General features: G+C 62.2%; 24 protein-coding genes. 7 read left to right on the top strand and 17 right to left on the bottom strand.

Annotation, left to right across the window (positions count from 1 at the left end):
• Nucleotides 1-30: 30 nt before the first annotated feature.
• Nucleotides 31-864, bottom strand: a complete 834-nt coding sequence (locus HOY34_RS08015; protein ID WP_172361613.1) for an FRG domain-containing protein — start codon at nt 862-864, stop codon at nt 31-33.
• Nucleotides 865-1,055: 191 nt separating this feature from the next.
• Between HOY34_RS08015 and HOY34_RS08010 the strand changes: the two genes are divergently transcribed.
• On the top strand, nt 1,056-1,274 hold the full coding sequence (locus HOY34_RS08010) for a hypothetical protein (RefSeq protein WP_172361611.1): 219 nt from the start codon (nt 1,056-1,058) through the stop codon (nt 1,272-1,274).
• Between the two features lie 41 nt (nt 1,275-1,315).
• Here HOY34_RS08010 and HOY34_RS08005 read toward each other — a convergent pair whose 3' ends face one another.
• The 9 genes from HOY34_RS08005 to HOY34_RS07970 all read right to left on the bottom strand — a co-directional run bounded on the left by HOY34_RS08005 (nt 1,316) and on the right by HOY34_RS07970 (nt 8,390).
• Nucleotides 1,316-2,623 (bottom strand): MFS transporter, encoded by a 1,308-nt coding sequence (locus HOY34_RS08005; protein WP_172361609.1) that lies wholly within the window; start codon nt 2,621-2,623, stop codon nt 1,316-1,318.
• A gap of 66 nt (nt 2,624-2,689) precedes the next feature.
• The gene (locus HOY34_RS08000) at nt 2,690-3,859 is read right to left on the bottom strand and encodes a nickel/cobalt efflux transporter (RefSeq protein ID WP_172361607.1); all 1,170 of its coding nucleotides are present in this window, start codon (nt 3,857-3,859) and stop codon (nt 2,690-2,692) included.
• Nucleotides 3,860-3,954: 95 nt separating this feature from the next.
• On the bottom strand, nt 3,955-4,137 hold the full coding sequence (locus HOY34_RS07995; RefSeq protein ID WP_436645121.1) for a metal-sensing transcriptional repressor: 183 nt from the start codon (nt 4,135-4,137) through the stop codon (nt 3,955-3,957).
• Between the two features lie 253 nt (nt 4,138-4,390).
• On the bottom strand, nt 4,391-4,744 hold the full coding sequence (locus tag HOY34_RS21815) for a hypothetical protein (RefSeq protein ID WP_216654683.1): 354 nt from the start codon (nt 4,742-4,744) through the stop codon (nt 4,391-4,393).
• A 4-nt stretch (nt 4,745-4,748) separates the two neighbouring features.
• Nucleotides 4,749-5,243, bottom strand: a complete 495-nt coding sequence (locus HOY34_RS21810; RefSeq protein ID WP_216654682.1) for a hypothetical protein — start codon at nt 5,241-5,243, stop codon at nt 4,749-4,751.
• A 19-nt stretch (nt 5,244-5,262) separates the two neighbouring features.
• Nucleotides 5,263-5,937, bottom strand: a complete 675-nt coding sequence (locus tag HOY34_RS07985) for a HupE/UreJ family protein (RefSeq protein WP_253944317.1) — start codon at nt 5,935-5,937, stop codon at nt 5,263-5,265.
• 681 nt (nt 5,938-6,618) lie between these two features.
• A complete protein-coding gene (locus HOY34_RS07980) occupies nt 6,619-7,269 on the bottom strand; it encodes a transmembrane anchor protein (RefSeq protein WP_172361600.1) in 651 nt (216 codons plus the stop codon).
• A gap of 16 nt (nt 7,270-7,285) precedes the next feature.
• On the bottom strand, nt 7,286-7,990 hold the full coding sequence (locus HOY34_RS07975) for a HupE/UreJ family protein (protein WP_172361598.1): 705 nt from the start codon (nt 7,988-7,990) through the stop codon (nt 7,286-7,288).
• 67 nt (nt 7,991-8,057) lie between these two features.
• Nucleotides 8,058-8,390: a hypothetical protein gene (locus HOY34_RS07970; RefSeq protein WP_172361596.1), complete on the bottom strand. Its 333-nt coding sequence runs from the start codon at nt 8,388-8,390 to the stop codon at nt 8,058-8,060.
• 178 nt (nt 8,391-8,568) lie between these two features.
• Here HOY34_RS07970 and HOY34_RS07965 point away from each other — a divergent pair, with 178 nt between their 5' ends.
• Complete coding sequence (locus HOY34_RS07965) at nt 8,569-8,997, top strand: YqaA family protein (protein WP_172361594.1); 429 nt, start codon at nt 8,569-8,571, stop codon at nt 8,995-8,997.
• Nucleotides 8,998-9,002: 5 nt separating this feature from the next.
• Here HOY34_RS07965 and chrA read toward each other — a convergent pair whose 3' ends face one another.
• From chrA to HOY34_RS07950, 3 genes are all read right to left on the bottom strand, one after another.
• A complete protein-coding gene (gene chrA, locus HOY34_RS07960) occupies nt 9,003-10,367 on the bottom strand; it encodes a chromate efflux transporter (RefSeq protein ID WP_172361592.1) in 1,365 nt (454 codons plus the stop codon).
• Complete coding sequence (locus HOY34_RS07955) at nt 10,364-11,212, bottom strand: chromate resistance protein ChrB domain-containing protein (protein WP_172361590.1); 849 nt, start codon at nt 11,210-11,212, stop codon at nt 10,364-10,366. Before HOY34_RS07955 ends, chrA begins: the two co-directional genes overlap by 4 nt.
• A 471-nt stretch (nt 11,213-11,683) precedes the next feature.
• The gene (locus HOY34_RS07950; RefSeq protein ID WP_172361588.1) at nt 11,684-12,589 is read right to left on the bottom strand and encodes an AraC family transcriptional regulator; all 906 of its coding nucleotides are present in this window, start codon (nt 12,587-12,589) and stop codon (nt 11,684-11,686) included.
• A gap of 91 nt (nt 12,590-12,680) precedes the next feature.
• Between HOY34_RS07950 and HOY34_RS07945 the strand changes: the two genes are divergently transcribed.
• Nucleotides 12,681-13,412, top strand: a complete 732-nt coding sequence (locus HOY34_RS07945; RefSeq protein ID WP_172361586.1) for an SDR family oxidoreductase — start codon at nt 12,681-12,683, stop codon at nt 13,410-13,412.
• Nucleotides 13,413-13,594: 182 nt separating this feature from the next.
• Here the strand turns inward: HOY34_RS07945 and HOY34_RS07940 are convergent, their stop codons facing one another.
• Complete coding sequence (locus HOY34_RS07940; protein WP_172361584.1) at nt 13,595-14,857, bottom strand: MFS transporter; 1,263 nt, start codon at nt 14,855-14,857, stop codon at nt 13,595-13,597.
• A 120-nt stretch (nt 14,858-14,977) separates the two neighbouring features.
• Between HOY34_RS07940 and HOY34_RS07935 the strand changes: the two genes are divergently transcribed.
• A complete protein-coding gene (locus HOY34_RS07935; RefSeq protein WP_172361582.1) occupies nt 14,978-15,682 on the top strand; it encodes an ArsR/SmtB family transcription factor in 705 nt (234 codons plus the stop codon).
• Nucleotides 15,683-15,820: 138 nt separating this feature from the next.
• Here HOY34_RS07935 and HOY34_RS07930 read toward each other — a convergent pair whose 3' ends face one another.
• From HOY34_RS07930 to HOY34_RS07920, 3 genes are all read right to left on the bottom strand, one after another.
• Complete coding sequence (locus HOY34_RS07930; protein ID WP_216654681.1) at nt 15,821-16,606, bottom strand: Abi family protein; 786 nt, start codon at nt 16,604-16,606, stop codon at nt 15,821-15,823.
• A gap of 523 nt (nt 16,607-17,129) precedes the next feature.
• Nucleotides 17,130-17,768 (bottom strand): SMC-Scp complex subunit ScpB, encoded by a 639-nt coding sequence (gene scpB, locus HOY34_RS07925; protein ID WP_172361578.1) that lies wholly within the window; start codon nt 17,766-17,768, stop codon nt 17,130-17,132.
• Between the two features lie 2 nt (nt 17,769-17,770).
• On the bottom strand, nt 17,771-18,688 hold the full coding sequence (locus tag HOY34_RS07920; protein ID WP_172361576.1) for a DUF1403 family protein: 918 nt from the start codon (nt 18,686-18,688) through the stop codon (nt 17,771-17,773).
• Nucleotides 18,689-18,952: 264 nt separating this feature from the next.
• Here HOY34_RS07920 and HOY34_RS07915 point away from each other — a divergent pair, with 264 nt between their 5' ends.
• The 3 genes from HOY34_RS07915 to HOY34_RS07905 are packed head-to-tail and all read left to right on the top strand — an operon-like array spanning nt 18,953 to nt 20,614.
• Nucleotides 18,953-19,225, top strand: a complete 273-nt coding sequence (locus HOY34_RS07915) for a ribbon-helix-helix domain-containing protein (RefSeq protein ID WP_172361574.1) — start codon at nt 18,953-18,955, stop codon at nt 19,223-19,225.
• A complete protein-coding gene (locus tag HOY34_RS07910; protein ID WP_172361572.1) occupies nt 19,222-19,581 on the top strand; it encodes a type II toxin-antitoxin system RelE/ParE family toxin in 360 nt (119 codons plus the stop codon). The genes HOY34_RS07915 and HOY34_RS07910 overlap by 4 nt, the downstream gene beginning before the upstream one ends.
• The gene (locus HOY34_RS07905) at nt 19,571-20,614 is read left to right on the top strand and encodes a tyrosine-type recombinase/integrase (RefSeq protein WP_172361570.1); all 1,044 of its coding nucleotides are present in this window, start codon (nt 19,571-19,573) and stop codon (nt 20,612-20,614) included. Before HOY34_RS07910 ends, HOY34_RS07905 begins: the two co-directional genes overlap by 11 nt.
• Nucleotides 20,615-20,791 lie beyond the last annotated feature (177 nt).

Genomic DNA, 20,791 nt, shown 5'->3' with positions numbered 1-20,791 from the left:
ACCTCGTCGTCTGTAGCGATCCACCAACAATCAAGTCATAGGATCGACAGGGACAACCTTGCCGGCCACCCGGTTTGGGCCCGCACTATAGTAGCGTGTTAGAAACCTTGCCGTTCCATCTAAACCGGGGAAAAGCATTCTCTCGCTCACGTTGTCTTGGTCCAGCTTATCTCGTAGCTCCCACTTAATTTTTGCGGGTATGATGATGCGCTTCACCAGATCTCTGTTCTCGGGCCGGAGGATGTATGTTTTCAGATCAAAGTCCGGGCCAGGCATCATCGATAAGACCGCTCCTTGGTTGACGATGCGCCCATCAAGAGATGGTGGTTCAAAAAAGAGAACAAATTCTCTTTTGGGATCTATTGCATCGAAATCGCTCAATGATTTGTAACGATCTAACATTTCGACCGAGAAAACGAATGCATCCTCGTCCGTAAGGATAGTACCGAGCGTTGAAGGAAGCACTCGTCGCGCATTGGCCACATCGATGCACCAGATAGCGCCGTCCACGTCGAAGTGATTCTCGTTAGATAATGCAAAATGTGACGCTACCCTGGGAGATGTCGTCCAGTCGAGAACCCGAGTGGGCAGACCATGATGCTGAGCGAGTGCAAGTTGGTAGAGGAGCGCGTCCGATGCGACTTCGCCAGGGCCAGCGTACTTTAGGAAATTGCGGAGCAGGGGCCGTTCGATTGCCGCAGCATGGTTCCCCATTCTCTGCAGGCTGGTTTCGAGCCCCCAGCCCTTGTCGCCCACACCGCGGAAAACATAGTTTGATCGATATCGGCCATGCTTCGTGAGCGAAATATCGTAGAGCATCTCCTGAAATTCGCTGTAGTTGGCCGGTTCTAAGTCGATGCCCATGCCGCCCTCCGAAGCCTGAACCAATGGTAAATGGCACCGATGTGCCGCACAACTAAAATCACTATTCAGCTGTGGCTGTGTCCAATAGTCTTCACACAATCCCCCAAGCTCACCCCCTCCTCGCCATCTCGCGCAAGCCCAGCTCCGTCGCGATCCGACACGTTGCCCGCAGTGTGACCCAGAGGGACTTCATGACCGTATCGGCACGACTAAATCTAGCCAACCAGTTGCCGCGTGATGAGATTGCGCGGCTGAAGAGCCTGTCCGCGCCCGCCGTTCAGACCCGCTGGCACCACACCCCGCGTGTTTTGCTGCGTTACTCCTCGAAGGGCAGCTTTCGAGAATGCGGCCACGCAGCATTGGTCGATGCCGACCGGCCGCTAAGGGCCGACCTCACGTTTCCCATCTGAGCCGATCGGCAACCATCTGAAGCCTACCTAATTTCTTGTGACTATCGCGGCCAGTTTCTGTGCAAATCATCAAGCATCATCTGATGGCGATGCTCAGACCCAGTTGAATGGTCGCGAAGGTGCGGATGATCCGGATCCAGATCCGGGTGGTCGTGTGCCACATCCGCAGGGTCATGAGCGGGCCATAGGCGGAGTGCCAGAATGACACCGGTGAGTCCGATCACCGACATCACCACGAACGTAGTTCCGAGCCCGAAGCCGGCGCCAAAGCGGCCTGCCAGCGGATAGCAGAGCAGCCAGCAGGCGTGCGAAAGCGCGAATTGTGCGGCGAAGAGCGCGGGACGATCTTCGGGCTGGCCCGACCGACGAAGCAGCCGTCCCGATGGCGTCTGCGCCACGCTATAGCCAAACCCGATCACCAGCCAGAGCGGCAGCAACGCCTCATAGCTGGTGACCAGTGAACCCGCCGCCGTTCCCAGCACCAGGACCGCAGCCCCGCCAATCATTGCTGGCCGGTCGCCGATGCGTTCCAGCAACTTTGGCATAGCGAAGGCCGCTATCATCGATCCGCCACCGAAGGCTGCCAGTGCCCATGCGACTTCGGCCTCCCCAAGCCCAAAGCCCGATTTCACCAGAACCACCGTATTCACGATCACCATCGCTCCCGCAGCCGATACCGCGAGGCAGATGGCGATGAGACCTCTGAGCCGTGGGGTGGCGAGATAGATGCGCAGACCGCGGGTGGTGCGATCCCAGATGCCACGCCGCGGTCCGGGGATGGTCGCGGGCAGTGTCACGCTGACAACCAGCGCAGCGGAGATCAGGAAGCCCATCACCGTTCCAGCGAACAGGTTGCTGAAGGTGATGACCGTCAAGAGGGCCGCTGCCAACATCGGTGAGAGCAGGTTTTCAAGATCATAGGCGAGCCGGGAGAGCGAGAGCGCGCGGGTATACTCTTCTTCGTCCGGCAGAATATCCGGAATCGTTGCCTGGAACATCGGCGTGAAGGCGGCCGAGGCGGCCTGCAAAACAAAGATCAGCAGATAGATCTGCCAGATTTCCGAGACGAAAGGCAAAAACAACGCAACTGCCGCCCGCACCAGATCAAGCGAGACCAGCACTGTGCGCCGTGGCAACCGGTCAGCGAAGGCCTGCGCAACCGGCGCGACCCCGACATAGGCGATCATCTTGATTGCCAGTGCGGTCCCGAGAACGGCACCGGCATTCGCCCCGGCCAGATCATAGGCCAGAAGCCCAAGGGCCACCGTCATCAGGCCTGTTCCGACAAGGGCAATAACCTGGGCCGCAAAGAGATGGCGATAGGTTCGATTTTTGAGAACAGACAGCATTTCGATCTCTTCTGAACAGATACTGGAGGGGCGGCGACTTCGCGGACACGGCCTCCGGACAAAGTCTCATGCCAGCAGTGCTGCGGCGCCGTGCCAGCCGACATAGATCCCGACAAGGATGATCAGCGCACCGGACAGATAGGGTGCCTTGGCCGCAACAACCGACAACCAGGGATACCGACCGCGCGCCTTGCGCGCCCCGATGGCCGCCACCGCCCCGACAGTGACCAGCGTAATCGCAAGGCCAATCGAGAAGCACAGCACCAGCACGGCCCCAAGGGTGATTTCCTTCAGCTGCAGGCAGATCAGCAGCACGGTGATTGCCGCCGGACAGGGCAGCAGGCCTCCCGTGATGCCAAAGAGCGCGATCTGCCAGTTGGTCACCTCCTGCCCCTTGAACCGGCGGCGGATGTCATTGGCATGGGCCAGCTCATGCGCGTCCTGATAGCCGTCCGTTGCCAGCTCCAGCCCCTTTTCCTGACGATGAAGGGCGTCATGGCCCTCTCCCTCGACAAAGGACAGGTCGTAATCATGGCCATGGTTGCCATGGGACAGGGTAAGACGGGCCATGAACTCATGCGGTTCCGGGATCGCCTCGGTCGATTCCAAGGTGCCGTCCTTCGGCGCGAAGCGGAAGGTCTGGCGGCTGCCATCGGGGCGTTCGGTTTCCAGCGTGATCTCCTGCGCGGCCCAGAACTGACCGGTCAGGGTGCGGAAACGCCAATGCGGGGGCTGGCCCTCTTCGAATATCGAGACTTCGACCTTACCGTGGCCGGTATCAACGATCCGGGTCTCGTCATGGTGATGATGACCGCCGGTTCCATGCGCGGCCTCCTGGTCGCCCAGGCCGTGGTCATGCCCGTGATCATTTCCGGCCAGCACTGCCCTGCGGCGGTCGGCATAGGTGCGCGCGATCATCCACAGCGCCAGACCGATGATGATGGCGGCCGAAAGCAGCTGGAAGTAGGGCTCCACCGCTTCCGCATCGAGGCCCTGATAAAGCCACATCCCGCCTAGCGCGATCGCCCAGACAACCAGCGTATGCGAGATCGTCGCGGCAAGACCGAGCAGAACCGCCTGTTTCACGGTTCCACGGATCGCCACAATGAAAGCGGCCATCATGGTCTTCGAATGGCCCGGCTCCAGACCATGCAGAGCACCGAGCAGGATGGCACTGGGGATGAAGAACCAGGCGCGGCCAGCGCCCTGGGCGATAAGGTCGTCGAAGGGTGTCATGATGCGATCCGTCGCGTGAGTCGGGACGGCACTGCATCCCCCCATAGGGGATACACGTGAAGCCAAAACACATCAATCCCCCCTGGGGGGATACATCAGAGCAGTTTGGCCAGCCCTTTGATCTCTTCAAGAGCATGCGGACCGGATTCGTCATCCGCCATGCCGAGGCAATGGTCCATGTGATCGTGGATCATCTGCCGCTTTGCCGCGACAATACTGCGCTCGACGGCGAGCAACTGCTGCGCCGTATCAAGACAGGGCTTTCCCTCCTGCAGCATAGAGATGACGTGCCGAAGGTGCCCCTCGGCTCGCTTCAGGCGCTTGATGATGTCGGGGTGGGTGATGTGGGGGTGTGAGTGTGCCATCCGTCAAACCTATCCGGGGATAGGGGATGCGTGCAACAGCCTCTGGCCGGCCCGGTTGTGCGCGGCCACGATGCCATGATCCAAACGATCCGACCTCGCGGATCTTTGCAGTCCGGCGATAAAGATGGGCGGCGCGAAGTGATCCGCGCCGCCCATTCTGTCAAGATCAGGGGCGCTTCATTTCGGTATAGTCGCCGCCGGTTCGGACGGTGAGCGTCAGGGGCTCGGCGGTACGGTTCCGCCAGAACCAGCCGTGGTTGCCGGTAAAGGCTGCCGTCAGTTCTCCAGCCTGATCGGGAACACCGCGCCCCTGTTCATAGCTGATGCTGTTTCCGCCGCCGTCACCATGGGTGTCATAATTGACGACAGCACCGTTTGCGGTCCATTCGAACCGCGCGGTCTGGCCTTCCTGCATCACCAGCTTGACCTCTATCCCTTCTCCGGGTGCGAGCCGAAAGCTGGCCTCATCGCGCCACTCAGTTGCAACTGGTGTGGCAGGCGCAGGAGCCGGAGGAGCCACTTGTTCAGCAACCGGTGGAGCAATTTCCACAGGTGCAGGGGCCGGAACGACAGGTGCCGCTGCGGGGGGCTGCTGCCGGAGCGGCAAGGGCATCGGCTCCGACCACCGCGGCAATGGCGGCGATCTGACGGTCCATCCGGTCAAGACGACCCGTCAACTCGGCCGGAATGACCATGGTATTTGCGAGGGCGGCGGCGTCCGCCGCATCTTCGGCATAGAGCTGCTGCTTGATCTCGCCCATCTCGGTGAGGCCGAGCACCCCACCCAGTCCGGTCAGGTCCGTGCCATACTCCGAAGGCAGATAAAACACGACGAGCAGGACTGCTGCGATACCGCCCGCTTTCACGGTCGAGCGAAGCAGCCCCTGCGGGCTGGCCTCGACGCCGCGGATATGGCCGGCATTGTCGGTCCGGGTAAAGCGCTGCTCTGCGCGAAGTGGGGCGGGTTGGGCGTGACCGGGCATGGGTGGAGCCTTATGAATTTCAAAGGGTTTTTGCATGGTTCAATGTTTCCCTGCTTCAGGAGTAGGCCAGGCCGATGAGCTGGAAGCCCATCAGGTAGAAGCCCATCCCCATCATGACGACATTGGTGACATAGGCCTGACGCGCGAAGCCGGGCGTAGCCCGCCAGCGGTTCATCAGCACCAGAATCATCGCAAGGGCGAGCAGCTGGCCGATCTCCACCCCGACATTGAAGGCGAGAAGGTTCGGCACCAGCCCATCAGGCGCGATGTTGTAATCGAGGATCTTCGACGCCAGACCAAAGCCGTGCAGGAAGCCGAAGGTGATTGTGGCGATCTTGGTGTTCGGTTGAACCCCGAACCAGATCTTGAAGGCGCCGAGGTTGTCCAGCGCCTTGTAGACCACCGAGAAGCCGATGATGGCGTCGATGATGTAGCTGTTGATCCCGAAGTTGAAATAGACCCCGATCAGCATCGTGGTCGAGTGACCGACAGCAAACAGGGTCACATAAATCCCGATCTCCTTCATTCCATAGAGGAAGAAGATGACCCCGAACAGGAACAGCAGATGGTCGTATCCGGTCACCATGTGCTTGGCGCCAAGGTAGATGAAGGGGATGATATTCACCCCGGTGATTTCCTGGATATAGCCCTGGTCACCCAAGGTGACGGCATGGGCAAAGGCGGCCTCGGCCACCAGCAGGCACAGACTGAACAGCAGAAGACCTGCCATCAGCCTGTGCGCCTGCGACCGCGGAATGCGGGCAGTTCGCATGAAGTTCATGTGTTTTTCCGATAGAAGACGTTGATCTGTCAGGCCTGACGGCCCGGCTCAGACAAGGTCAGATCGCGGAGGTCTGCGAAGGCCGTCTCCGGCAATTCCATCGGGGAGCCTGTCGGCCATTGGGGCCGTGGCTGGTGGAGAGTAGCGCTCAGAAGGCTGCGGGTTTTCCGCTACGGCGATCTCTGCATTCTGGTGATCATGGTCGGCTGCGTTGTGACCTGCGGTGCCGTGGGAGTGGCCGTGAGATTCGACCTCCGCGACATAACGTTGCGCTTCGATGAATGCACCGGGGCCGTGGCTGTAGGCCTGAGAGCAAAGCGACAGAACAAGTGCCAGGCAAAGCGAAAACGCAAGCCACGGGGCATATCCCCGCAGCCAGCCGTTGCCGCTTTTGCTCACCACTTTATGCCGAATGCCCATATTATCCTGGCCGATTCATCTGTCGGTCTGCAGTCGCATCCTACCCTGGGGGATAGGCGGCGTCCATCGCTCACCCACCGTGGCGTGCGGTTTTTTGCTCAGGCTGACATGGAATTGATATCCGAATAGGACTTGTGGTGATTGTCAGAGAAGCACAGCGGAGGGCCGCTGTGCCTCAGGCTGGCAAGTCCAACCTCTGCTTCACCGCGGTCAGTCGAACCGTTTGATTTCGCTGTAATCTCCGCCAACCCTGAGGGTTACGCTCACCGAAGCATCACCTCGATTGCGCCAGAACCAGCCATGGTTTCCGGTGAAAGCTGCCGTCAGTTCACCGGAATCTTCGGCAACTGCGCGACCTTTCTCGTAGCTGATATTGTTTCCGGACCCATCGCCATGAAGGTCGAAATTGACTGCGCCGCCTTCGACGACCCATTCAAAGGGAGCAATGGCCCCTTCGGACATGACCAGCTTGATCTCGATGCCCTGACCAGGTGTCAGGGTAAAGGTGATCTCTTCTCTCCAGGCCGGTGTCGCTGCAGGGGCTTCCTGCGCGTGGGCCGTTCCGACAATCACACCGAAGATCGCATCAAGAATGCCCGGCTGAACCGATGATTGCGGTTCGGATGATCCCTCCATCATCAGCCTGTCCGCTTCGGCCTCTTCGGCGAGTTGCGCCTTTATCTCACCCATCTCGGTCAGACCAAGCACACCTCCGATGCCGGTCGGGTCGATTGCATATTCGGATGGCCAGACAACGGTTACCAGAATGGCGGCTGCCGCAGCGGCTGCAATTGCCGTCGAGCGCCAGAGTTGGCGTGCGCTTGGCAGGTCGTCGAGAGTGGGTTTTTGAGCGTTGTGCATGATTTCACCTATCAGATCAGGAAAGCACCAGCCCGGTGAGCTGGTAGAAGACGAGGAGGAAGCCCGCGGACATCATGACGACATTCGCGGTATAGGCCTGGCCCCAGAACCGCGGGGAGCGGCGCCAGAACCCCATGGCGATCAGGATCAAAGAGAGCGCGAGCAACTGTCCGAGTTCGACCCCGATCTTGAAGGCGATCAGGTTCCCGAGCAGCCCGTTCGGAGCGATGTCGTAATCCAGGATTTTGGTGGCGAGGCCAAAGCCATGCAGCAATCCGAAGATCAGTGTCGCCGCGCGCGTGTCGGGCTGAAACCCGAACCACCGCTTGAAAGCTCCGAGATTGTCCATCGCCTTGTAGACGACCGAGAAGCCGATGATCGCATCGATGATGTAGGGGTTGATCTTGATGCCGAACCAGACACCCGTCAGCATCGTCACGGAATGTCCGATGGCGAAAAGGCTGACATAAAGTCCGATGTCCCGCGAGCGGTAGAGGAAGAAGACCACCCCGAACAGAAACAGGATATGGTCGTATCCCGTCACCATGTGCTTGGCACCGAGGTAGATGAACGGGATAGGCAGGAAGCCCGATACCTCCTGCACATAGCCGGCGTCGCCTTCGGTCACGTTGTGGGCCATGGCGACGCTTGCCGTCATGGCAAGCATCAGCGCGGCAAGGAAAATCCAGATGCGCGAACGCACCCGGGCCAGATCGGTCATAGGTATATCCTTTGAAGAAGCGAAGGTTGCGCTCGACCACCAGGGGCGAGCGGATTTAGCGCAATCTTCAGACCGGTCGTGGCGGCCGTCTCAGAGCTTCGCTGGTGACGCTGATGCCGAGGTTTCGTTCCTGCGTCTCTATCCGGTCTTCTGCCGGGATCGATATGCTGCTTTCACCCAGCATTATGGCGGGGGTGACGTGATCATGATCGGAGGCGTCATGATGATGGTGATTACCCTCGGTGCCATCCCCATTGCGCTCGGCGTGCCAGGCGAGATGCTCGGCTTCCGCGACAATCACGCCGGGCCCATGGGTGAGGGCATTGACGAATGGCCCAAGGCTCAGTGCCAGCAGCATAACTGCCACCACCACCCGCAGAGCCAAAGGCGATCTGATCATTCCTGGCCTCCGTCAAGCCTGACTTGCCCTATCCCCCCAAGGGGGTTAACTCCGCCTTATGCCTGAAACACATCCGGATGAAAACCTTCCAGCCCTGTCGCGATCCTATAGCTCGCCAACATCCGCCTGCATGGAGCAGGCGGAGGCTGCGGCCGTATTCTATCGACAGATATGATCCATGTTTGAGCTTCTCGGCCTCTTCGCCGCGGCACTGATCGCCGCGACGCTGCTTCCGGCGCAGTCGGAAGCCGTGCTGGTTGCCCTCATAATTGCCGACATCCATCCTCTCTGGGTCTTGCTGGTGGTCGCAACCGCCGGAAATGTCCTTGGATCGATGATCAACTGGTCGCTTGGCAGGTTCCTGATCCGCTTTTCGGATCGCCGCTGGTTCCCTGTCTCGCAGCGACAGCTGGACCGTGCCGGGAATTGGTATGGTCGCTGGGGGCACTGGAGTTTGCTGGCCTCCTGGGTGCCGGTGATCGGTGACCCCTTGACCCTTGCGGCGGGTGTCCTGCGCGAACCGTTCTGGCGGTTCGCACTGATTGTGACTCTCGCAAAAGGCGGCCGGTATCTCGTCTTGTCCTGGATTACTATTGGCCTGATCTGACCAACTCAGGCCATTCCGACCAGGTGAAACGCCAGCCCGGCAAGAGCCGCCCCGGCCAACACCTTGACCATGCTGACATTCAGGCAGAACACCGCTCCAAGACATACGATGGACAGACCGGCAGCCATCCAGTCGATCGAACCCAAAACGGGAAGCTCAAGCGAAAGTGGTCTCAGATCTACCCGGGCCACCTCACGCCATATGACATGGATCGCGAACCAGATTGCCAGATTGAGGATGACGCCAACGACAGCCGCAGTTATGGCGGACAAGGCTGTGGATAGGGCTTGGTTCTGTCGGAGCTTCTCCATGAACGGCGCTCCGAGAAGGATCCAGGCGAAACAAGGAGCGAAGGTCACCCAGGTCGCAAGTAGGCCTCCCAGGCTGCCTGCCAGCAGCGACGCAGCCCAGCCCGCCTCCCGCATGGCGCCCATAAATCCTACGAATTGCAGCACCATGATCAGTGGTCCGGGGGTCGTTTCCGCCATGCCGAGCCCGTCCAGCATCTCGCCGGGTTTCAGCCAGCCATAGGTTCCTACTGCTTCCTGCGCGACCCATGCCAGAACCGCATAGGCGCCGCCAAAGGTCAGCACGGCAAGCTTCGAAAAATAGGTGGCGATATCTGTGAACACGCTCTCCGGCGCGAACAGAAGTAGCGCCGCGACAGGTGCCAGCCAGAGGCCGAGGGCTGCGAAACCGGCTCTGAAAGCATCCCGTCGCGCCGAGTTCGGCAACACAGCCTCTTCACCCAGCAGCGTTTCGGCGTCTTCGATATGGCTGTGCCCCAGCTGACCATGCCCGCCCTTGCTCGCGAAGGCCGGCAGTCCCAACCTCGCCCCGGCCCAACCAACCAGCGCGGCCAGACCCACCAGCAACGGAAACGGCGCCCCGAAGGCAAAGATCGCCACAAAGGAAACCACTGCGATGCCACGCATTACGTTGTTCTTCAGGGCTCGTTTCCCAACACGCACCACCGCCTGAAGCACGATGGCCAGCACCGCCGCCTTCAACCCGAAGAACAGCGCGGCGACAAAGCCCACCTCGCCCCAAATCGCGTAGATCCAGCTGAGCCCCATGATGGCCAGCAGGCCCGGCAGGATGAACAGCCCGCCTGCGATCAGCGCGCCGCGCACTCCGTGCATCAGCCAGCCGATATAGGTGGCCAGTTGCTGCGCCTCGGGACCGGGCAGTAGCATGCAGAAGTTCAGCGCGTGTAGAAAACGGCCGTCGCCCAGCCATTTTCGTTCCTCGACGAGAATGCGATGCATGACGGCGATCTGCCCGGCGGGGCCGCCAAAGGACAGAAGGGCGATCCGCGCCCAGACCAAAGTCGACTCGCGCAGCGTGGGGAAACCCTGATCGGCCCTCATTTGCCGACCCTTCCGTGGCTCTGCCAATTGTGCGTCTCCCCGGTCGCATCCCGGCACCAGCGGTAGAAGGCGTCATAGAGCCCCATGCCCGCCTCCAACTGTTCCAGATCGTCGGCATAAATCCTCGACAGGCCCAGCGAAGCCGCGAGCAGCCCCGCACATTCCGGCGCCAGATCGGGTCGCGCGGTGTCGGCGCCGCGGATGACGGTGGCCAGACGATCCAGGGCCGGGATCGAGAGGCCGAATTCCGCAAGCAGCGTGTCGAAGGTGCAGCCCTCGCCGCGATGGCTCCAGAACACGCCGTCGATGTCATAGGCGGCAGCACCCAGCAGATCGGCGACCGATTGCACCTCGGCGGGCGCGACATAGAGGAACACCGCCCCGGGATCGATGAAACGCCGGATCAGCCAGGGACAGGCGATCCGGTCGATCTTCGGACGCGACCGGGTGACCCAGAGGGTCCGCCCTGCCCCGTCGCGCCCGTGAAGTTTGGCTGGATCGAACATCGGCAACCCCGCGGCCGCCCAGGCATTGAACCCGCCGTCCAGATACTCGGCGGTGATGTCCTGGGTTCGCAGCCATGCTGCCACCCCCTGACTACGGCCATGACCTTCGGCACAGGTGACCAGAACGGACTTCGCAGGATGATACTCCCGGAGCTCCTGAGCCAGCCGTGCCAGCCCGTCGCCACACATGTCCGCTTCGGCAATGGTTCGTGAAGCTGCTATTTGGCGTGAATCAATCTGGCGAACCGCATCCCGGCGCGCATCCAGCACGATCGGTGCCTTCGATGTGCCGATCAGTTTCGCCAATTTCTCACAAGTCATCGCGTCAGGCGCAGGCATCTGCGTTCCCTCCTAAGGTTCACGGAAACAGGAATGGAACGCGAGTTCTGGCTGACGCCTCATGGGGAACTCGCGGGTCCCCATAGCGCTATGAAGGACAGAAGCTGGGGCTACATGTCAAGTCGGGACGTGGTTGATCCGGTGGGATGCGGTGACCTGCAATGATGCGGTTTCTTAGGTTGGGAAGTCTACCGAGACTCGCCTCGGCACCCGTGTCGACCCAGAACTATTTTCCGATGTAGCGAAATTTCCAAACCCGCAAAACTAGAAGTCGACCCGTGCAGCTGCTTTCCCCAATTTGCGCGGACCGTTTGCTGTCTGCGACGCAGATATTAGGGCACTCCGAAATGAGTTCCCGTTCGTCTGGCAGTTCTCCTGAAAATGCTGCGCCTGCCATCGAGCGGCCGCTTTCGGCAACGCTGCCTTACAGCGCTCGCGGGCGCTAAACGTCCGCTAAGGGCCGGGGCTCTCTCATTCCCCTGCCAGTGCCGCTTTTGCAAACCGTCCCGGCGGCTGGCCGGTATGGCGGCTGAAGGCGGTGCTGAAGGTGCTGGCAGAGCCATAGCCGACGCGGGCCGCTACCTCTTCCAGCGCAAGGCTGCCGCGACCCAGAAGGTCGCGGGCCACGGCCATGCGCCAAATGGTCAGGTATTCCATGGGTCGGGTGCCGACCATGCGGGTGAATCGCGCGAAGAAGGCTGAGCGCGACATCCCGGCCGCGCTCGCCAGGTCGGGGATCGTCCAGGCGCGGGTGATGTCGCCATGCAGGCTCCGTAGGGTGCCCGCGATGCGCGGATCGGACAGGCCACGCAGCAGGCCGGGGGCAGCGGTCCGGGCCGGGGTTGCCCGCAGCGCCTCGATCAGCAGGATCTCGACCAGTCGCGTCAGGATCAACTCGCGGCCTGCCTCGTCGCGCGCGGCCTCTTCGCCCAGCATATGCACCAGCTGCGTCAGACGTGGCACGCCGCGCAGGTGGATCATCCGGGGCAAGAGCGTCACCAGCAGCGCCGCATCCGGTGCGGCAAAGGTGAACCAGCCGCCGAATTGTCGCACCTCGGGCGGTCCGTCCTGTCGCCCGTGACGAACCTCGTGGCGCGGCGGATCGGTCCAGGCATCGATCCGCCGCAGCGGCCCGGGGGTCAGGCTGGACATGCCAAAGCGTGGCGTCGCAGGCAGCAGCACAAAATCGCCTGCCTCGACGATCACCGGCTCTTCGCCATCGACGGTCAGCCTGCAGCTTCCCTGGGTCATGGCAGCAAAGGCAGGGCGGCCGAATTCGGTATATTCCACCGCCCATGGCCCGGCCGCGGTGATCCCTTTCGAGAACACCGCCTGCGGGCGTAGAAGTTCTATGACCTGAGCAAGTGGATCGGACATTCAGGACTTGTGCAAATTCAATTAGGACTTCTGATTGATGATCATCCTGATGATGCGCCTTACATCCGTCCTGTCAACACAGGAGATCACCATGAACACTGTCCTCATCACCGGCGCCTCATCGGGCTACGGTCTGGAAACCGCCCGCCATTTCCATGCGCAAGGCTGGAACGTCATCGCCACCATGCGGACCCCGCGCGAGGGGATCTTGCCCCAGGGAGTGCGCATTCTGCCGCTGGACGTCACTGACCCGGCCAGCATTGCCGCCGCCATTCTCGCCGCCGGTCCTATCGAAGTGCTCGTGAACAACGCGGGGATCGGCCTTGTCGGGACCTTCGAGGCCGCGCCGATGGATTACATCCGCAAGATGTTCGACACCAACACCTTTGGCACTATGGCGATGGTGCAGGCGGTGATCCCGCAGATGCGGGCGCGGCGCGCGGGCGTGATCGTCAACGTGACCTCCAGCGTCACGCTGGCGCCCATGCCGCTGGCGGCCGCCTATACCGCCAGCAAGCAGGCAATCGAGGGCTTCACCGGGTCGCTGGCACATGAACTGGCGGCGTTCGGCATCAGGGCCAGGCTGGTTGAGCCGGGCTATGCGCCGACCACGCGGTTCGCGCAGAATATCGACTTCGCCATCGAGGACATGATCCCCCCGGCCTATGCCGATTTCGCCGCCCCGATCTTTGCCGCCTTTGCCAGCCCGGCGCTGACTACCAAGGAAAGCGACGTGGCTGAGGCGGTCTTTCTGGCCGCCACCGATGGAACAGACCGGCTGCGCTATCCCGCCGGACAGGATGCCGTGGCGCTGGTGGCCTGACAGGCTGCCGGAGGATGCTGCCGAGTGTCGCCGGTCCTGACCGGGACAAGCATAGCACTCTCGCTTTGCCCCTTTGCCGTCCTGTGTCTTGAGCGACAGCTTCAGGAGACGCTACCTCGTAGCATAAAGCGATCCCGACTGGCAGCTTAGGGCCGAGTCTCGCGTTGCGTTGATTGCGTGCCTCACGCGTGGTCCAGGCATCCCGGCCTTTGCCCTCGCCCCAGAAGCAAGCTCCCGATCGCGGCCAGTTGAATTGCTGCTGCGCAAAGAAACAACGGCGCGGATCCGGATGCATCTGCGCCTCCACCGGTGCGCAGCAATCCGAACGCGGCCGGCGCAAAGGCATAGCCTGCCTGACCAATGGCGACGATCAGCGGCACCACACGGGAAACCTCTGCCGGAGAAAACTCCTGTTGCGCGATGAGAGGCGGCAAGGATGTGGCATTGCCGATTCCCAGCCCGAACAACGCGATGCCGAGGATCAGCCACAGACTGGCATCGCTCGCAGCCAGAATGAACAGCAGCGAACCGATCACCTGCACACCGTAGCTGGCACTTGCGACAAAACGTCGGTCGGCGCTCGCCGGCATCATCCAGCCGACCAGGGCCCGCCCACATATCGCGGCGACGGTGGCACCGCCCATCGCAAAGCCTGTCAGCCCCTCGCCCAGCACGGGAACCAGCAACGAAAACAGATGCGCCAGCAGCCCGATCTGGGCGAAAAGCCCAAGCATCATGCCGACCGCGAGGGTCAGGAACTTGCGGTCGCGCAGGAAGGACCTGCGCACCGGGGACTCGGCCTGAACAGCCTGTGGACGGGGGCGCTGCGCCCCATCTGGGTTTTGCCCCAGACTTTCCGGCGTGTGTCGAAACACCAGCACTGACAGCGCCGCCACCGCCACTACCATGACCCCGCCGATAACCAGCGTTGCAGGGACAAAGCCAATGCCTTTGATCAGCGCGATCCAGAGCGGCGAGAAGATCACACCGCCAAGGCTTGCCCCGTTATAAGCCATGCCAAGGGCTGCAGGGCGGCGCTGGCTGAACCATGGCGCGATCAGGGCATTCACCGCCGCAGCCCCCATCGCGACCCAACCCGCTCCGCTCGCCAGTGCCGCCAGGAACAGCTGCCAGTGCTGTGCCGCCAGCGCCCAACCGAGTATGCCGATGGCCAGCAACGCCGCTCCGGTCACCGTCACAACCGGCACCCCAAAGCGCCGGTAAAGCCGGGGCAGATTGGCCACCACCCAGGCCCCGAACAGGAAATGCAAGGTTACTGCCACCGAGACCATCGCCACCGGCCAGCCGGTCCGCGCGACAACCGCGTGAAGAAACACCGGCGGGCCATAGAACCCCACGCCCCAACCAAAGACGGCGAGCAGAAAGGTGGCTGCGACGACATGCCAGCCAAAGAATGGACGGGCAGCAGATGAAGATAGGGTCATGGGCGGAGCTCTTGATGATGTCGCGCCTGATATGGACGAAACCGGGTTCGAGATGCTTCGGCGAAACCCGAAGCATTCAGCGTCGCTCTGAGCTAGACTATCCCCAAACGGAGGAGACCCATGGCCACATCAAATCGCATTGCCGAGGTTGCCGCCGCCGTGGGCGAGCCTGCGCGTGCCGCCATGCTGGCGGCCCTGATGGACGGGCGCGCCCTGACGGCCACCGAGCTGGCCGAGGTTGCCGCGATCACACCGCAAACCGCCAGCGGCCATTTGGCCCGGCTGGCCTCGGTCGGGTTGATCATGGCAGAAAAACAGGGGCGCCACCGCTATCACCGCCTTGCCAGTGCCGAGGTCGCGCGGATGATCGAAAGCGTCATGCAGATTGCGGGGGGCATTACGGTAACCCGCCCCCTCCCCCGTGTCGGCCCCAAGGACGCGGCCCTGCGACAGGCGCGAACCTGCTATGACCATCTCGCCGGGGCGCTTGGGGTCAGCATCGCCGATGCCCTGCGTGCCAGCGGCGCGGTTGAAATCGACGGCGATGCTGCCGCGCTGACCCCAATCGGTCGGGCGCAGATGCAGGCGCTCGGTATCCTGCATCACGGGAGCGACCCGCGCGGAAGCCGCCCGGTCTGTCGCCCGTGTCTGGACTGGAGCGAGCGCCGCCCGCATCTGGCAGGCGCTCTAGGGGCTGCAATCTGCAACCATGCGCTGGATCAGGCTTGGGTCCGACGCCGCACAGGCACACGGGCGTTGGAGATCACGCCTGCAGGCAAGATCGGCTTCAGACAGGCCTTTGGCGTTGAGACTGTTGCTGGCTAGCTTTGTCGTCGCCGCATCACAGGTTGAATGGCAGCCCTCGGCAATGCCGTTTGGCAGAGCCTGGAGGGCCGACCGGCGGCCATGAGCCGAACGCATACCAGAGGCGGCCCATCCGTTAGACCATCTCTAGTTCCAGATTTAATATCCTGCCTCGGCAAGTGTGATCTCTGGATACCGCCCCAGGATCCGACCTACTTCGGCTTCCGCACTCACCACCGCGCCACGCGACGTCATCATGTGGTCCAGACATTGCAGGACTGCCCTCAGCCGGTTGTTCGGAACGGCTGCCGTCGGCACGTTGGCGTTTCGAAGCCGCGATGGCTGCTTCTGGAAGATTCGGTTGAACAGCCGATCATGGTGCGCGCAGATATTCCGAAGGTCGACGAGCGCCTCTACCCAGTTCTCCAACAGCCTGTCTGACGGGAGCCCGAAGTCGGCCGCAACCGCAGTCACGACAGGACCATCGAGTGCCTTGAGCAACCTGGAGGTGGCGCCGAAGGTCAGGAATTCCTTCAGGGTCCAGATCGCCGGCAGCGGGGGAGCGGAGTATGTCATCTTGTAGTGTTTCGCGCGCTGGTCCTTGGAGGTTGTGTAAACCGATCCCAGCTTCTGAAGGGCTTCTAGTTGCAACTCCTTGCTTCGGAAGGCCGCCGATGTGAAATACGGGTGGCTCCCGAAACGACTGCTAAGCTCTTCGGAAACCCGATTGCGCAGCAATATCTCGAACTGCCCAACAGCCGCGAAACAGGCTGCGCGCAACTTCTCGTCGCACTCATATATACGCAGGATGTCTTGGTAGCGGGTCCCCTGGATGAACGGCTTACCTGGTTGCGTGTGATCGCGTCGGCTCAGGAAGTAGATTCGAAGCCGCTCATACCCGATGAGTTCGATCTTCCGGGCCGCAACGTTCGACCGTGAGATCAAGAGACCTCTGGCCCGCAGGTGATTGACCCGCTCCGCTGCGTCTGCATGAGGTTTGGCGTAGGGTGGAAGGGCCATCTAAAAACAAAAAGGGCCGCCCTTTTGCACGTTATCGGTTTCCCGACTTCGTGTGGCGACCCATGACAAGGGTCAATATGGAGGCTCAGCTTCCACGTTGCAAGTAAAATGTGAAAACTACAGGCCCGGCTCGCCTGCAGGATAGGCCGATATCGCCATCTCAAGCAAGCTGAAGCCAAGTCCCTTGTGAGCAACAGCTTCATGCCTGACCAGGTCAGCGGCTCTGTCAAAGCGCCCCGTTCGTGGGAAGTCCTTCGACATCACGAGGCCCTTCTCAGGTCGGCCTTCGTCGAAACAGGCTGCCAAGTATGGATCAGAGGTCGGTGGTCAACTGGGTGCCACCAAATAGTGCACCGGACGCTGCGTGGTTCTGCCTCGCCACACCAAGAACAGCCCTAACCTCACCTTCGCAACCCACGTGCTGCAGAGACGAACATACCCGTTCATTTTACCCCACGTCCTCCCCCGCAATCGGCAGATCCAGCGCGATGTCTCTCTCCGGCTTGAGCAGCCCCGCATCTTCGAGCGCCTCAAGGTCCGGCAGATCTCGCAGGGTTTCCAGCCCGAACTGCGCCAGAAACCCCGGCGTGGTGACATAGGTGTAAGGCGCGCCGGGTTCGGGGCTGCGCGGGCCGCGGGCGATCAGGGTCTGGCGGTGCAGGCGGGAGATCAAATCGCGGCTGACCTCACGGCCGGTCAGGCGCGAGATCGCGCCGCGCGTCACCGGCTGCATATAGGCGATGATGGTCAGAACCAGCGCCTCATTCTGGGTCAGATCGCGAATGGCATCTCCCTCACCGCGCGCCACGCGGATCGCGCCTGCGTGTTGCGGCCGCGTGCGAAACTGCCAGCCTCCCGCAATGCGCGCGATTTCATAAGGACGCCCCGCCAGTTCGGCAGAAATATCCTCGATCAGCAGATCGAGCACGCAACCCCGACCGACCAGTCGGGCAAGCACATCCCGGCCCACCGGTTCGGAGGATGCAAAGAGCACCGCCTCGACCCGCGCCATCCATTCGCGCCAGCGCGCAGCCTGCGGCAAATCGGCGAGTTCGGTGTCCAGCGGCTCAGATGATTTCCTGGCCATCGTCACAACCCGTACAGTCGGAAGGTCGGTCGCCCGGTCAGTTCGCGCACCAGCCCGAGGGACGTCAGGCGATCAAACAGCCGCCGCGCGGCGCGATCACTGGCCTCGGCCCCGGCCTGGGCCGCCAGCGCATCCTCGGTCAGGAGTGCGGTTATGATGGCGGCGGTGTCTTTTCCCGGCCGCCGCAGATTTGCCGCGCGCAAAGCAGTGGCGCGGCGGGTCAGATCGACGTGAAGATCGAAGGCGGCAACTGCCCCCCTGCCCCAGGCCGCAGCGCAGGCCGCAACCCATGCCTCGCCCTCCAGTCGGAAAGCTGCGCGCGGCAGATGCGCTGCGAGCAGCGGCACCGGGCAGTCTTGACCGAGCGCGCGGGCCAGAAGAGCATCGGCCAACCAGAGCGCGAGACCGCGATGGGCCGGGCCCAAGGCGAGAAGTTCACGCGCTGCCTCGGCAGCAAACCGCAAAGGCGGGGTGCGCCCGACAAACCGCGCGCCAAGATCGCGCAACAGCTCCGAAGCCGGTTCGGGTGGCAGATCGAAGAAGCCAGGCAGGCGCGCGGGCCAGTCCGCAGATCGCAGCGCCCGCGCCTCGCAAAGGGCGCGCCAGCCGATGAGTATCCGCCCGGCAGGGCCAGGATCATCGCCGGGTTTGCGCAGGGCAAAGGCATCACGCAGCTGCGCTTCACCTTCCCGGCGTCCTTCCAGCCCGGAAACCGCCGCTGCAGCAGAGAGGGCCAGGCGTTTGCGCCACAGGATGCCAACCGGGTCCTCAGACCTTGCAATCGGGTCGAGCGCGGCAAGGGCCGCACCCGCGCAAAACATCACTGTTTCAATATCATCGCGACCCGAAGCCTGCCGGACCCATCGCGGCAGGACCGGAGGAGTTGGGGACGTCGGAAGCGGTTTCGGGGCACGGGACATGCCAGAACGCTAGCAGTCATCGGCGTTTTATGCTACATATTATGGTATTATCCGCCGCGTCTGTCACTCCTACATAATGTCCAATAAGGTTGCATTATCGGTCGTTTTGGTATTCTATAGAAGGATGAGCGTTCTGACCGCCAAAACGGCTTGAATTCGGGCTTGGGACGTCTCGGCGGCGCCCTGCTCTGCTGTGGTCTCCACGGGAAAGCTTGACGGGCATACCACCCAGTCATACCATTGAAGGGCGCAAGGAGCATCGCCATGACCGTGAAATCCTCGATCTCGCTCAGCGACGAGCATCATGCATTTGCCCGGGCGCAGGTGCAGGACGGTCGCTTTGCCTCGGTCAGCGCCGTCGTGCAGCACGGGCTGGATCTGCTGCGCCAGAGGGCCGAGGATGAACAACTGGAGCGCGCTGCTCTGAAAGCTCTCCTAGCGGAACGGCTGTCCGGTCCCTTCGTCACCGCCGACGAGATGCGCCGCCGCGTCGGCACCCTTGCCGGAGCCCAACCCGGCGATATCGCCACGAAATGAGTTGGCGCATCGAATTCGCCGCTGCCGCCGAGCGAGACTTTTCTCTGATCCTCGATCATCTGGTCGAAAGCTACCTCTCCTTCGGCGACAGCCCAACCGAGGCAAACGAACGGGCCGGACAGCGGCTGCTTGCCATCCTGGACGACTCGCAGCGCATCGCGACTGCCCCGCATCGCGGCAGCCGTCATGATGACATGCTGCCGGGATTGCGTCAGTTGACGCTCGGAAAGGCGACCTTCTGGTTCATTGCCGACGATGCCGCGGATCTGATCCGGATCCTCGCGGTGTTCTTCGGCGCTCAGGACCAGCAACGCCGGATGTTGGTCCGTCTGCTGGAGCGCCGCCATGACCTCTGACCCGACCGGGAGCGCGGCCCCCTCCCCTGCCCTGCTGGACCACCAGCCCCCGGCCCTGCGCGATCTCGCCGAGCGCGCCCGCGGATATGCCGAAGCCGCCAGCTCCGCCAATACCCGCAAGGCCTATGCCGCCGACTGGAAGCATTTCGCCGGCTGGTGTCGACGTGAGGGGTTGGACGCGGCTCAACCCGATCCGCAGATTGTCGGCCTTTACATCACCGCCTGCGCTTCTGGCGCGAAGTCCGTGGGCAGCCGTAAAAACGCCGTTTCCACCATCGAGCGACGGCTCTCGGCGCTGGTCTGGGCATATACGCAACGCGGGCTAAACCTTGACCGGCGTGATCGCCACATTGCCACCGTCCTTGCAGGTATCCGCAACAGCCATGCAGCGCCACCGCGCCAGAAAGAGGCGATCCTGCCGGAGGATCTGCTGGCGATGCTGGAGACCTGCGACCGCGGTAGCCTGCGAGGTCTGCGCGACCGCACGATGCTATTGATCGGGTTCGCCGGCGGTCTGCGGCGCTCCGAAATCACCGGTCTGGACGCCGGCCGGGACCAGACCGAAGACGGACGCGGCTGGATCGAGGTGCTGACCGCCGGCCTGCTGGTGACCCTGCGCGGCAAGACCGGCTGGCGCGAGGTCGAGATCGGGCGCGGCTCCTCGGCCGCCACCTGCCCCGTCGAGGCTCTGGAACTATGGCTGAAGCTCGCCCGCATCAGCCAGGGGCCTTTGTTCCGCCGCATCACCGGGAAGGGCCGCGAACCCGGTCCGCTGCGCCTGAACGACCGGGAAGTGGCGCGGTTGGTCAAGCGGGCCGCACTGGCGGCGGGGGTACGCGGTGATCTGCCGGAAAAGGACCGCCCTGCCCTCTTCTCGGGCCATTCGCTGCGCGCCGGACTAGCGTCATCGGCTGAGGTCGATGAGCGCCACGTCCAGAAGCAACTCGGCCATGCCAGTGCGGAGATGACTCGGCGGTATCAGCGCCGCCGCGACAGGTTCAGGGTCAACCTAACGAAGGCAGCGGGCCTATGATCGTATGGAAAGCGACCCAACACTGGCACACATTCTTGCCATTCGCGGAAACGTCGATTCGCCGTCCAGAGAGAGGCAACGGCAGAGCGGCGGGAGCGCCTTCAACTGAAGCCTGCGCACCCCTCCGCGCCTATCGCGATTATTTTCATTTTTAATCAGTAACTTACCTGTTACTTG

Source organism: Pseudogemmobacter hezensis (assembly GCF_013155295.1).
In the GTDB taxonomy this organism is placed as follows: Bacteria; Pseudomonadota; Alphaproteobacteria; order Rhodobacterales; family Rhodobacteraceae; genus Pseudogemmobacter; species Pseudogemmobacter hezensis.
Note: the sequence above shows the minus strand (reverse complement) of the source record. Positions and strands in the feature narration are given on the sequence as shown.